Consider the following 13,212-nt stretch of genomic DNA (forward strand, 5'->3'; position numbering starts at 1 on the left):
CATCCAACTTTCTTGTGGGATTCGATGAGAACAAAACTATCCACCGCCGCTTCCGTATTTTCGGCAAACGGCGGTGTCACACCTGTTACTGACAAGAAAATGCTGTCGTGAAGTTTGCAGTGGTTGCGCTTGTTTCATTGAGCCAGAGCGCAGTACCAGCACTGACTGTTCCCCCATCGATCGTGCAACTGTAACTATTGCCGCTACTGGTTGAACACGACGTGGATGATGGCGTACCGAAGGTGGAACCGCCGCTGTATGTCGCCGCGAAGAGATTCCAGGTGATCGCGTTCGAAGGAGAGTAGATGGTTACGTACGCATGACAGGAACTCGGCGCCAGCGTAGCGACGATGTAGTAGTTACTCGTCGACGATGTTGTCGCCGCACTGGACGTAACCGAGAAGTTCGCCTGCGCCGCAGTGGCGCCGTGACCGACAACGGCGAGTGGAAGACTTGTCAATGTCTGTCCGTCGCCGGCCGTACCCGCCGGCCCGGTCGCTCCAGTTGCGCCGGTAGCGCCCTGAGCTCCAGTTGCACCCGCGGGGCCCACGTTACCTTGCAGTCCCTGTGCTCCCTGCGATGCCAGACGAGCCCAGAAGGCCGTAGGCGTATTTCCAACTGGGAGCGCGTTTCCAACGTTGCCGTTCGCCAGCGAAATATAGCTGTTGTAGTAGTTGGAGTCAGAAACGACATCACCCAGCGAATAGGTTGCACCTGCCGAGTACACGCTTTGATAGGCGACGGTACCCGAAGCTCCGGTCGCACCGGTTGCCCCTGTAGCACCTGTGACACCAGTTGCTCCAGCAGAGCCCTGCGCTCCGGTTACGCCCTGAATCCCCTGAATGCCCTGCGCTCCGGTTGCACCAGTGGCTCCCGTCGCACCCGTCGCTCCGGTTGCACCCTGTTGTGCCAGCAATGCCCACACCGTGCCGTCAGTGCCAGGCGTTACGTTGAAGTTTCCCGTCAGAGCAATCCAGGAGCTGCCGTTATAGAACACAGCATCTCCAGTGTTGTAGACGGTCGTACTGCTCCAATTGCCCTGGAAGCTCACGGGTGAACCGGTCGCTCCAGTTGCTCCCGTCGCACCGGTTGATCCTGTCACACCCGCGGCACCCTGGGCGCCCGTTGCGCCTGTGGCACCCGCGATACCTTGAATACCCTGTATGCCTTGAGCTCCCGTCGCTCCGGTTGCACCGGTCGCGCCTTGCTGCGCCAACAACGCCCACACCGTGCCGTCAGTGCCAGGCGTTACGTTGAAGTTATTCGTCAAGGCGATCCAGGAGCTGCCGTTGTAAAACACCGCGTCTCCGGTCGAGTAGACGGTTGAACTACTCCAGGTGTTCTTGAAGCTAATGGGAGCACCCGTTGCTCCGGTCGCGCCAGTAGCTCCGGTTGCACCGGTAGCCCCTGCGGCGCCTGCAATGCCCTGCGGCCCCACGGCGCCAGTCACACCTTGAATACCTTGAATCCCCTGCGGTCCTTGCGGCCCGATGGCGCCGGTCGCTCCAGTGGCTCCGGTGGCACCCATGGAAGTTACGACAACATCCAATGAACTCGCATGAGATGTCTGATCGTTCTCCTTTGCATCCAACAGCACGTTCGCCGCATTCGTCGTAAGCGCGATACCGAAGTTCGTTCCCGGACTTGAAAGCCAAGACTGCACCTGGCTGGTCACGTCGATTACGACATACTGACCGGGAATCGTAGCTGTAAAGCTGGTAATTGCTGTACCGATGGCAGGCGCAGTTGCGTAGCTAACCGAGTATTCGTTCCATGACGCATTCACTGGCGCCACGCTGATCAGACCAGGCGTATTGACGCGGTTCACATACAGGCTAACCGTCGCACGCGCAATCTGACTGGCTGTCGTTCCGGCAGGAAGCGCGGAAAGATCGAACTGCACGAGCGTCTTCTGGCTGGCGCTCACGTAAAGATTTGAGAGCGAACCGTAGTTGAATGTCGGGTGATTACTGTTCAGGGTTGTATCGCCGGACACGATCAACTGTCCATGAGCAGCGGAGACACACGCAAAGGCAGCCAAGCCTGCAAGCAGGCGCACAAGGGGGACACTCTTCAAAACGCACTCTCCTTCTCAAGCGAGATCGTTACGAACTCGTCGAGAACCAAGCAAAATCTAACTCAGCAATGCTTTGAGCAGAGATCTGTGCCAAGTTGCTAACACAACTAGAAACGGACACCGGAGACGTTACCGCTATCATCCCCATCTTGTCAAAAGAATTTTTAATTATTCATTTCGTCAGAAAGGTCAGGGGGCGACATGAGGACTGACTGGAGATTGACGATCGCACGTTGAGCGAACCGAAGATCTGCTATGGAACAAACCTTTGTCGCCCCCGGAGATCCTACTCACTACACGCACCAGCATCATCTTTTGTGCAGTGATGTAATCAGACTGCATGCTAAAAGCTCTCCCGTCGAGGAGAGCTTTTCGCATGCACCTATTTCGTATCTATTGCGCGAATGCACTTCCGGTAAACGCCTGCACCACCTTCGGCTGAGGACGTAGAAGTCAATAGAGCGCAGTCACATGAGTGATCATCAGCACGGGCACATAGATAACAGAACTTCTGACGGCATAGAGACCTCCCTATGCGCTATAGAGTTATTTGCATCATCCTATCGATGCAGCTTTCTACAATCCGCCTCGAGGCTGTCACCAAAGTTAGATGATGCGCGAAATCCTATAATGAGGCGATGCGCTACCCGGCGGAACACAAAGCTGAAATCCATCAGAAGATTGTGAAAGACGCCTCACGGCGAATTCGCACCGAAGGCCTGACCGGCGCTGCCGTTTCCGCGGTAATGCGAGACACAGGTCTGACCCATGGCGGCTTCTATAAACATTTCGAGAGCAAGGACGAGTTACTCCTCGAGTCGTTAAACGAGGCCTTCCGGGAGATTACCGACCGTCTTTTGAAGGCCGCGAAAGAATCTCGTCCTAAGGTTGCGTGGAAGGCGATCGTAACAACCTATCTCCAGCCGGAACACTGCTCTCAGGCTGAGAACTGGTGCCCTCTGACCGCCCTCGCGCCCGAGATGGTGCGCACCAGCGAGGAGATGAAGAGCCGGATCTTCGACGAGCTCAGGAACTATAAGGACCTCATGCAGCCGTTTATGCCGGGCCGAAGGGCTGTCGACAAAGAGCGCGCGTTTTTTTTGATCTTTTCTACGATGATCGGGACAGTCCAGATTGCCCGCTTGCTTCCGGACCCCGCGTTGCGAAGGAAGATACTGGCAAATACGAGGGATTTTCTACTGGGCAACTTCTAATTCCCCGGTGACCGAGACGAAGCTGCCGGAAGACCATTACCATCTTTGGCACGATCGCGCGGTCTTCCCCTTCCTGGTAGAACAGGTGCGCCGGAAGCGCTACGTCAACCAGGTGAGACGTGCACTCAAAACAGGTGGCCGAATTTTGATTTCGACCTTCGGCCCAGAAGGTCCCACTCGCTGCAGCGGCCTCGAAGTACATCGCCACGACAAGGAGTCTCTTGTTGCTGCCTTTGGTGAGGGCTTCGCGCTCGAAGACTCAGAGCTTCTGGTGCATGAGACTCCCACAGGCAAGCTGCAGCAGTTCCTCTGTGCTCGATTCAACTTCTCCGGCCCTGGTCATCCCTAGCAGACAAACCGGCTGGCAGCGTGGGCTGCCAGCCGGCTTCTACTGTTAGGTTCTCCTCTTACGCCTGCGGCTTGGGCACCAGGCGGACGAACTTCTGCGATGCATTTGCCCAGTCGGCCAACAGAGTCTTCGCCAGCGAGCTGTTCGACCTTTCCACGTGTGCTTCGATCAGCTCGTGCAGCTGCATCTGCGCATGCTCACCAGCCTGCTCGAAGGTCTCGGGAGCCAGGAACTCTTCATGGCAACGCTTCGTTGCCATGAAGCTACCGTCGGCGTCGTACACCCAGGCAATACCGCCGGTCATACCGGCGCCGAAGTTGATGCCGGTCTTACCGAGAATGACAGCCATACCGCCCGTCATGTACTCGCAGCCGTGATCGCCGATACCTTCCACCACCGCAGTGGCGCCGGAGTTGCGGACCGCAAAGCGCTCGCCTGCGCGGCCGGCGGCGAAGAGCGTGCCGCTGGTAGCGCCGTAGAGAGCCACATTGCCGAGGATGACGTGATGACCGGAGTCCTGTGCCGCCAGACCGCGCGCGCGCAGAATGATCTCACCACCCGCAAGGCCCTTACCGACGAAGTCGTTGGCCTGGCCTTCCAGGATGAGTTTCATGCCGTCGACCGCAAAACAGCCAAAGGACTGACCGGCTGTGCCGTTCAGGTTCAGCGTGATGTCGGGACGAGGCAGCGGAGCTTCGGCGCGCGACTTCAGCAGCGCCAGCTCACCGGCGATACGGGCGCCGATGGCGCGGTCGCGATTGGCCACATCAGAGTGCACACGGTACGGCATACCCTGCTTTGCAGCGTCGATCGCCGGAGCAACCCAGGCTTCGTCGACAGCAGGACGCGAGACCGGACGATCATTGCGGCCCCCCTGCCAGCGAACTGCACCTTCTTCGGTGGCAACGGCCAGCATCGGCTTCAGATCCAGACCGCCATCGAAGCGGACCTGCTCCAACAGATCGGCACGTCCGATTGCGGCTTCCAGCGAAGGCAGACCGTAACGGGCGAGAAGCTGCTGGACTTCCGAAGCGAGCTGCTGGAAAAACTGCACCACATGCTCAGGCTTGCCGCGGAACTTCGCGCGGAGCTCAGGCTTTTGCGTGGCAATGCCGGTCGGGCAGGAGTTCAGGTGGCACTGGCGGGCCATATCGCAGCCCAGAGTCACCAGCACTGCCGTTCCGAAGGCAAACTCGTCCGCTCCCAGCAGCGCAGCGACCAGGATGTCGCGGGCCGTCGAGAGACCACCGTCAGTACGCAGACGGACACGTCCACGCATGCCGTTTTCGATCAGCACCTGCTGAGCTTCGGCCAGACCAAGCTCCCACGGATTACCCGCGTACTTGATCGACGACAGCGCCGCTGCACCAGTACCGCCAGTGTTGCCGGCGATCACGATGTAATCGGCATACGCCTTGGCGACACCCGCGGCAACCGTTCCCACGCCGCAGGAGGAGACCAGTTTCACACCCACCGCCGCACGCGGATTGACGTGCTTCAGGTCGTGGATAAGCTGTGCGAGGTCTTCGATCGAGTAGATGTCGTGGTGCGGCGGCGGAGAGATCAGCGGCACACCCGGCTGAGCGTGACGCAGACGAGCGATAAGGCCGGAGACCTTGTGTCCGGGCAACTGTCCACCTTCGCCCGGTTTGGCGCCCTGGGCGACCTTGATCTCAATCTCCTCAGCGTTGGCCAGATACTCGGCTGTAACACCAAAGCGTCCGCTGGCGACCTGCTTGATCTTGTTGTTCAGTTTGCCGTGGATCGCCGGGGCTTCAACAATCGGCTCAGCGACAGCGACGCTGCCCTCGCTCTCGTTGCGGGCCATGGTCACGACACCACCGCCAGGCGTACGGAAGCTGGAGACAGCCGGGCTCGGCTTGTAGACCCCAGGGTCTTCTCCGCCCTCGCCCGTGTTGGACTTGCCGCCGAGGGTGTTCATGGCGAGCGTGATGGTCGAGTGGGCCTCAGGGCTCAGCGAGCCGAGCGACATGGCCGACGCGATGAAGCGGCGGTACATCTTCTCCGGCGCTTCCACTGCACTGACAGGCAGCTCCTGTCCTGCAGGACGAATCTCCAGCAGGTCACGAAGGAAGGCCGGTTCGCGACTGGCAACGTTCTGCGTATAGATCTGGAAGGCGGCAGCAGGGTCAGCAGCAGCGGGAACGTTACGGGCCGAGCCCACAACCGTCTGCAGCTCCTTTACCAGCGGAGGAGCCCAGCCGTGCGGCTCGGTGCCGTCGGCGCGGCGGAACTTAACCCAGCCCGGATCGGTGAGATCTGTTCCAAGCTCTGTACCCCAAAGCTTGCGAAGCTGCTGCTCGATCTCCGTAAAACCGATGCCCGAGATAGGAGCCGGCGTCGCCGGGAAGCACTTATCGACGACACTGAGGTGCAGACCGAGGATGTCGAAGAGGTGGGCCGAGCGGTAGGAGTCGACGACGGAGACACCCATCTTCGACATGATCTTGGCGAGACCCGTATCGAGCGCCTTGAGCATCTTCTTCTCGGACTCGTAGGGGTCGGTTCCGGCGGGAGTAAGAGCGCGGCCGCTTTCGAGAGCCAGCCAGGGACAGACCGCACCTGCGCCGTAGCCGATGAGGACGGCGGCGTGGTGAATGTCGCGACAGTCTCCTGCCTCTACAGCGATACCTACGTTAGCGCGCAGGCCTGCCTTGATCAGAACCTCATTGACATAGGCAGTGGCCATCGCCATGGGGATCGGCAGCGAGGCCGCGGAAGCTCCACGGTCGGTCAGCAGAAGAATGCCGGCGCCGTTGTGCACCAGGCTCACAGCCTGCTCGCCGACTGCTTCGAGCCCTGCTTCAAGGGTCGTAGTTGCATCGAAGAGACACGGCAGCTCAACCGTCTTCAGGTTGGCGGCGTGATCGTACTTGTGCTCACGCAGCGCAGCAGCCTGTCCCAGCGAGAGGAACGGCGAGAACAGCGAGAGACCCGGCAACGGAGCATGCTTGTCCAGCATGTGCGACCACGGACCGAGGCGCGTATGCAGTGAAACCACGCAGGCCTCGCGCAGCGGATCGATCGCCGGATTGGTTACCTGAGCGAAGCGCTGACGGAAGTAGGCATACAGCGGACGCGGAGCCTTTGCCAGAAACGCGAGCGGCGTATCGTCGCCCATCGACCACACCGGATCCTTACCCTCGGTCGCCATTGGCGCGAGGATCATGCGGACCTCTTCCTTGGTGTAGCCAAAGGCAAGGTGAATCGGCAGCAGCGACTTCAGATCGGGTGTGTCGGCGATATCGGCCTTGAGCAGCGGGGTCTGCTCGGCGAGAAGCTGCTGGTAGGTCGGGTCTGCATCGAACAGGTCGAAGAGCTCGTCGTTGTGCAGCACCTTGTGCTCGATCAGATCGACAACGAACATCTCACCCGGGCCAAGACGTCCGGACTCAATCACCGTGTTGGGATCGAGATCGACCAGGCCTGCCTCCGATCCAGCCACGACGACACCGGTATTGGTGACGGCATAGCGCGAGGGGCGCAGACCGTTACGGTCAAGGGCCGCACCAACCACCTTGCCGTCGGCAAAGCCGAGCGCAGCAGGGCCATCCCAGGGCTCAGCCATATCGACGTGGTACTGCAGGAAGGAAGAGGGCTTCGCGGTGTAGGCCGGTGGCACCAGCATGCGGAGTGACTCAGGCAGCGTACGGCCGTTGTAGCGAAGCAGCTCGACGGTCTCGTCGAGAGAGGTGGAATCGGAACCGCCCTGCGTCAGAATCGGCTTGCACTCATCAGGCAGAGTGGCATCGCGGGCAGCCATGCGGGCGCGGTTGCCCCAGACAGTGTTGATCTCGCCGTTATGCGCCAGGGCACGACAAGGCTGCGCGCGGTGCCAGGTCGGCGTGGTGTTGGTGGCGTAACGCTGGTGGAAGAGTGCGAACGACGTCACGAAGGCCTGATTGGCCAGGTCGGGAAAGAATTCGGGCAACAGACGGCCGGCGCACATCGACTTGTAGACAATGGTCTGGGTCGAGAGCGAACAAAGGTATCCGTCGGCCTCACCCGAAGCCAGGAAGCCGTCAAACTTCTTGCGCGCCAGGTACAGGCGACGCTCCACGTCCGTGGAGGTGTCGTCGGTTGTGGCGATCACCTGCTTGATGACAGGCATGGTGGAGAGGGCGATCTCACCCAGCGTCTCCGGACGGGTCGGCACCGTACGCCACGCCAGGACCTTAAACGACTGAAGCTCCAGCGAGCGGACAATGGCGGCCTCGGTTTTGGCTGAATCCACCGGCAGGAAGCACATACCGACGGCCAGCGGCTTGCCCGCCGGAAGGTCCAGTTTCAGCTCTTCCAGCAGCAACGCGCGCGGTACTGCCGCCATAATGCCTACGCCATCCGACGATTTGCCATCGGCCGCAACTGCGCCGCGATGGGCGAGACGGGCAAGGGCGGTCAGGGCTTTGGCCAGAATGTCATACGACGGCGTGGCAGACACCTGAGCGACGAAACCAACGCCGCAGGAGTCATGGTCAAAGCGAGAGTCGAGAAGCGAGGGCACTGACATCTTCATAGCGATGAACCTGGGTAAAGCCTTCCTGTCATTCGGGGACACCTGCAGGTAGACGCTCGCGATGGCGCATACACATTCGCCTGAAAAGCGGTACTACTGGGAGTCCGGTCTTTATTCTACGCCGATTTCCCCGCCCCGAAACACCGTCCAGAGGCATGGATCTCGACCTGAGAGCGACACCGCCAGGCACTTGACATAGCGGCTGTGAATATTTATACATGATCTTGTATTTTTATGCATCACCAACGTAGTGCCGGCCGTCAAAAGCAGGTGCTGCGTTTTTCTGCTGTTCAAAGCGGCAGAGGATGCAGGACGGGTGAATAGAAATTCAGTATGAAACAGCAACGGCACAGTGCAATTCGAGAGCTCCTGGTGACGACGACGGTCACCAGCCAGGATGAGCTGCGCAGAAAGCTGGCCAAGCGCGGTTTCAACGTCACGCAGGCGACCCTGTCCCGGGACATGCGCGAGTTAAACCTCTACAAGGGCCCGAACGGGTATACGCTCGCCAATTCCGCCGTAGCCGAGGATGACCGGTCTCCGGAGATCAATGACCTGTTGAAGAGCTTCGGTCTGGAGGTACGGCAGGCGATGAACCAGGTCGTCATCATCACGACGACTGGTGGAGCCCAGCCCGTAGCTGCCGGCCTGGATTATGAAGACTGGGATGAAATTGTAGGAACGATTGCCGGGGACGATACGGTGCTGGTGATTTGCGGCGATATCGAACAGGCCAAAACCATAACCGCGCGGATTGCGGAGCTGATTAGATAAGAAGATGACGACGGCGACAGAGGTAAAGACGGAGTTGACGGCAACGACGGGCAGCGTACGCACGGCACTTGCGGGCGTTAGCGGCTATGCCGGCGGAGAGCTGGCGCGGTTGCTACTGAAGCACCCCCGGTTACAGGAGACCAGGCCCATTTTCATTGGCCGCGAGGCCACCACACTGAGCGAGCTGCAGCCGCATCTTTACACCATTGACGAACAGGAATTGCCTGTAGTTCCCTACCCCACCTGGAGCGAGCTGAAGGCCGCCGGCGTGGACATTATCTTTCTGGCGACTCCGCATGAGCAGTCGCGGGAGTGGGTACCGCAGATTCTGAACGCCGGTCTCCGCGTGGTGGATCTGAGCGGAGCCTGGAGGCTGAAGTCGGCGTCCAATCGGGCTGTCTATAAGCTGCACGATGCCGATGCGGAGCTGGCGGCGAAGCTGGATGCCGAAGCGGTCTTCGGCTGCCCGGAGCTGCATCATGACGCTATCCGCAACGCGCGGCTGGTCGCCAACCCTGGCTGCTACGCCACCAGCGTCATTCTAGCGCTACGGCCTCTGGTCGCCGCGGGGCTGGTAGATATCGAACATGGCATCGTCTGCGACGCCAAGAGCGGCGTGAGCGGCGCCGGCAAGGCTCCGACAGCAAAGACACACTTTATGCATGCCGCCGACAACCTCAGCGCTTATGCCGTCTTCGGGCACCGGCACACAGGCGAGGTCCTTGAGCAGGTGGGCCTGCCGGCCGAGGCGCTGCAGTTCACGCCGCACCTGCTGCCGATTCCCCGCGGCATTCTGTCGACGATCTATCTGCGGCTGAAGTCCCGGATGGACAAGGCTGCCGTGGAACAGGTCTTCCGGGAGTTCTATGCCGGCCATCCGCTGGTGCGGATCTTCAAGGCCGGGAGCCTGCCGCAGATCCAGTACATCGTGCGGACGAACTACTGCGATCTGGGATTCGAACTTGCGGCAGATGGCCGGCGCATGGTGCTGGTGAGCTGTCTCGATAATTTGCTGAAGGGCGCGGCCGGACAAGCCGTGGAGAACATGAACGTAATGTGCGGATGGAAGGAAGAGGAGGGCCTGCTGTGAAGTACGTCGTGAAATTGGGCGGTGCGGGCCTGGAGAACGAGAAATTGCGGATGGATTGCGCGCGCGCCATCGTGGAACTAGCCAAGGATGGCCACCAGGTGGCCGTGGTGCATGGCGGCGGTGTACAGCTAACCAAGACGCTGGCGGCTCTGGGCAAGAAGAGTGAATTTATCCATGGACTGCGCGTTACCGACGCCGAGACCCGAGATGCGGCCTTGATGGTCTTGGCAGGCCGTGTCAACAAGTCGCTGGTGGCGGCTCTGGGACAGCTTGGCCAACAGGCCGTCGGCCTCGCCGGCGGTGATGGCAATGTCTTCCGTGCACGGAAGAAGAAGACCAACCCGGATCTGGGTTTTGTCGGCGAGATTGCCGCGACCGATCCGACGTGGCTGGATGCAATCTGGAAGATGGGAGCCATCCCGGTCATCTCGTCCATTGCTTTAGGTTTTGACGGTGAGTACTACAACGTAAACGCAGATGAGATGGCCTCGGCTGCAGCCGTTGCCACTCGGGCTGATGCCTTGGTCTTCCTGACCGACGTTCCCGGAGTGAAGGGAGCGGACGGAGCAGTAATGCGATGGCTCTCGTTGAAGGAGATTCCTCAGCTCGAGAAGAGCCAGATAATCTCCGGTGGCATGCTGCCCAAGCTGAAGGCGTGCAAGGATGCGCTTCTGGGCGGTGTAAAGCGGGTTCGAATTTTGCCGGCGGAGGCAGCATCCGTGCTGCCGGACCTCGTCCATACACGAGTCAACGACGGTACAGAAGTGATGGTGGCGTAGAGATGAATAACCAGGAAAGGGTGAAAAAAATGGACCTTGCATCGATTCAGGCAGCGGAGAAGAAGTTCCTGCTTGAGACCTACGAACGCAACCCGGTGATGTTTGTAAGCGGCAAGGGCTTCTACCTGCGCGACAGCGAAGGCAACGACTACCTGGACCTGTTGAGCGGTATCGGTGTTTCGGCCCTCGGGTACGGACATCCGGCGATTGAGAATGCGATCGCGGAACAGTCAAAGAAGCTGCTGCACACCTCCAATCTGTTCTTTCACGAAGGTACGGCCACACTCGCGCTCAAACTGACGGAGCTGACCGGTATGGACCGGGTCTTCTTTTGCAACTCGGGTACCGAGGCCTGGGAGGCGGCGCTGAAGCTCGCTCGTGCCCACGCCGGCGTACTGCGCGAAGAGGGCAAGACGGTCGGAACGAAGTTCCTCGCCCTGGAGCACAGCTTCCATGGCCGGACGATGGGATCGGTCGCCACGACGCATAAGGACAAGTACCGCGAGCCCTTTGCCCCGGTGATGCCCGATGTCGAGTTCGTGCGCTTCAATGACATCGAGGATCTGAAGGCAAAGTTCTCCAACGATGTCTGCGGCATCTGCATCGAGGTGCTGCAGGGCGAGGGTGGCATTCACCCTGTCTCCAACGAGTTCTTCGCGGCGGCACGTGCGCTATGCGACTCGACCGGCGCCCTGCTGCTGGCCGACGAGATTCAGAGCGGCATGGGCCGGACCGGCAAGTGGACGGCGTATCAGCACTTCGGTATTCAGCCCGACATTACGACCCTGGCAAAGCCGCTGGCAGGCGGCCTGCCGATGGGCGCCATGCTTTGCAACGAGGAAGCTGCCCGCGCCATGAAGCCTGGTCTGCACGGAACCACTTTTGGTGGTGGCCCGCTGGCCTGCGCCGTGGCTACGGCAGTAATCGATGAGATCCAGAACGAAGGTTTGCTGGCGCATGTAACCGAGGTCGGCAACTACTTCATGGAGCAATTGCAGGGCCTTGCGGCAAAGCATCCTGAAATCATCTCGGTACGTGGTATCGGTATGATGATCGGCGCGGAGATCAACGATGCGGAGCTGGCAAAGCAGGTTGCCAGGCAGATGATGGACCGTCGCATTCTAATCAACCGCACCAGCGAGACAGTATTGCGGTTCCTTCCGCCTTACCTGATCGAAAAGAAACATGTAAACATTGCAGTAAGCGCTCTGGACGAGATTTTGAGGCAGGCTAAGGAGGCAACGTCTCCCGCGCTTGCAGGTGAGGTAGCCCATGGATAGCAAAACCATTGTCATGAGCCCGAGGAATGAAGGAGTAGCAGTGCCGAAAGTATCATTGGGAATTCAAAGCGATAGCGCATTCAGCGAGGCCGCAAAGCGCTTGAAAGGCCGCGATCTGTGTTCGATCGCCGATCTGACTGTGGAAGAGATGGCAGCCATCATGGAGCTGGCGCACGCCGTCAAAAACCATCCGGAAGATTTCAAGACAGCCCTCGACGGCAAGCAGATGGTGATGTTCTTCGAGAAGGCATCGTTGCGTACGCGCCTGACCTTCGAGGCCGCCATCAATACCATGGGCGGCAATGCCATCTTCGTCGACCAGACGCAGAGCCCCCTGGGTGAGCGCGAAAGCCTGGCGGATATGGCGCATAACCTCGAACGCTGGATGAGCGTGATTGTCCTGCGCACCTACTCGCACGACACCATCACAGAGATGGCCGCCTGCGCCAAGGTGCCGGTAGTCAATGCCCTGTCGGATTATGAGCATCCGTGCCAGGCGATTGCCGACTTCCTTACGCTGGAAGAGAAGTTCTCAACCTGCGAAGGTCTGAAGTTCACCTACGTCGGTGACGGCAATAACGTCTGCCACTCCCTGATGCTGGCCGCGGCACAGCTCGGAGCGCATTGCACCATCGCGACGCCGAAGAACTACGGGCCGAAGCTGGACGTGATTCACAAGGCCATCGAGATCGCAGAGCAGACCGGTGGAAGCATTACGCTGACGCAGGACCCGATCAAGGCCGTAACCGGCGCCGATGCGATCTATACCGACGTCTGCACCTCCATGGGCTTCGAGCACGAGGCGACCAAGCGCGCACCGATCTTCAAGCCTTACCAGGTCAACGACGAGCTCATGTCCCATGCCAACGATCAGGCCGTCTTCATGCACTGCCTGCCGGCACACCGCAACGCCGAGGTGACCGACGCCGTACTGGATGGTCCGCAGTCGATCGTCTTCGACCAGGCGGAGAACCGTATGCATGCGCAGAAGGCCATCCTGCTGATGCTGCTCGGAGGCGCCAAGCGCATTCCGAAGGCGAAGAAGCGGTTCGTCTAACTAGAATCACCGCACTCTGTCCGGTCACCTGCAAACAGGTGGCCGGACGCAAGGA

9 protein-coding genes are annotated in these 13,212 nt (G+C 59.8%); 7 read left to right on the forward strand and 2 right to left on the reverse strand.

Going from position 1 to position 13,212, the window contains the following annotated elements; translation table 11 throughout:
• Positions 1–85: 85 nt before the first annotated feature.
• Positions 86–2,077, reverse strand: coding sequence for a DNRLRE domain-containing protein (locus tag AB4Y89_RS04845; RefSeq protein WP_442299761.1), 1,992 nt, complete (start codon positions 2,075–2,077; stop codon positions 86–88).
• Positions 2,078–2,760: 683 nt separating this feature from the next.
• On the opposite strand from AB4Y89_RS04845, the gene AB4Y89_RS04850 reads away from it, so the two are divergent.
• Positions 2,761–3,291, forward strand: coding sequence for a TetR/AcrR family transcriptional regulator (locus tag AB4Y89_RS04850; protein ID WP_442299762.1), 531 nt, complete (start codon positions 2,761–2,763; stop codon positions 3,289–3,291).
• 7 nt (positions 3,292–3,298) lie between these two features.
• Positions 3,299–3,640 carry a hypothetical protein gene (locus tag AB4Y89_RS04855; protein ID WP_442299763.1) on the forward strand — a complete coding sequence of 114 codons (342 nt, stop codon included), beginning with the start codon at positions 3,299–3,301 and terminating at the stop codon, positions 3,638–3,640.
• Positions 3,641–3,698: 58 nt separating this feature from the next.
• Here the strand turns inward: AB4Y89_RS04855 and AB4Y89_RS04860 are convergent, their stop codons facing one another.
• Positions 3,699–8,177: a glutamate synthase-related protein gene (locus AB4Y89_RS04860; protein ID WP_442299764.1), complete on the reverse strand. Its 4,479-nt coding sequence runs from the start codon at positions 8,175–8,177 to the stop codon at positions 3,699–3,701.
• 333 nt (positions 8,178–8,510) lie between these two features.
• Between AB4Y89_RS04860 and AB4Y89_RS04865 the strand changes: the two genes are divergently transcribed.
• From AB4Y89_RS04865 to argF, 5 genes are read left to right on the forward strand one after another with little or no spacing between them, the layout of a single operon-like run.
• Entirely contained in the window at positions 8,511–8,951 is a 441-nt protein-coding gene (locus AB4Y89_RS04865) for an arginine repressor (protein WP_442299765.1), read from the forward strand.
• 4 nt (positions 8,952–8,955) lie between these two features.
• Positions 8,956–10,041: an N-acetyl-gamma-glutamyl-phosphate reductase gene (argC, locus tag AB4Y89_RS04870; RefSeq protein WP_442299766.1), complete on the forward strand. Its 1,086-nt coding sequence runs from the start codon at positions 8,956–8,958 to the stop codon at positions 10,039–10,041.
• On the forward strand, positions 10,038–10,820 hold the full coding sequence (gene argB / locus AB4Y89_RS04875) for an acetylglutamate kinase (RefSeq protein WP_442299767.1): 783 nt from the start codon (positions 10,038–10,040) through the stop codon (positions 10,818–10,820). Before argC ends, argB begins: the two co-directional genes overlap by 4 nt.
• 29 nt (positions 10,821–10,849) lie before the next feature.
• Positions 10,850–12,100 carry an aspartate aminotransferase family protein gene (locus AB4Y89_RS04880; protein ID WP_442299768.1) on the forward strand — a complete coding sequence of 417 codons (1,251 nt, stop codon included), beginning with the start codon at positions 10,850–10,852 and terminating at the stop codon, positions 12,098–12,100.
• Complete coding sequence (gene argF / locus AB4Y89_RS04885; protein WP_442299769.1) at positions 12,093–13,157, forward strand: ornithine carbamoyltransferase; 1,065 nt, start codon at positions 12,093–12,095, stop codon at positions 13,155–13,157. Before AB4Y89_RS04880 ends, argF begins: the two co-directional genes overlap by 8 nt.
• Positions 13,158–13,212 lie beyond the last annotated feature (55 nt).

The sequence above is a fragment of the Terriglobus sp. 2YAB30_2 genome (assembly GCF_052114765.1).
In the GTDB taxonomy this organism is placed as follows: domain Bacteria; phylum Acidobacteriota; class Terriglobia; order Terriglobales; family Acidobacteriaceae; genus Terriglobus.

What these genes read in the sequence shown, in the direction of transcription:
- AB4Y89_RS04880 (WP_442299768.1), top strand. Translation starts at nt 10,850, where the DNA reads ATGGACCTTGCATCGATTCAGGCAGCGGAGAAGAAGTTCCTGCTTGAG.
- argF (WP_442299769.1), top strand. Translation starts at nt 12,093, where the DNA reads ATGGATAGCAAAACCATTGTCATGAGCCCGAGGAATGAAGGAGTAGCA.
- AB4Y89_RS04865 (WP_442299765.1), top strand. Translation starts at nt 8,511, where the DNA reads ATGAAACAGCAACGGCACAGTGCAATTCGAGAGCTCCTGGTGACGACG.
- argC (WP_442299766.1), top strand. Translation starts at nt 8,956, where the DNA reads ATGACGACGGCGACAGAGGTAAAGACGGAGTTGACGGCAACGACGGGC.
- AB4Y89_RS04860 (WP_442299764.1), bottom strand. Translation starts at nt 8,177, where the DNA reads ATGAAGATGTCAGTGCCCTCGCTTCTCGACTCTCGCTTTGACCATGAC.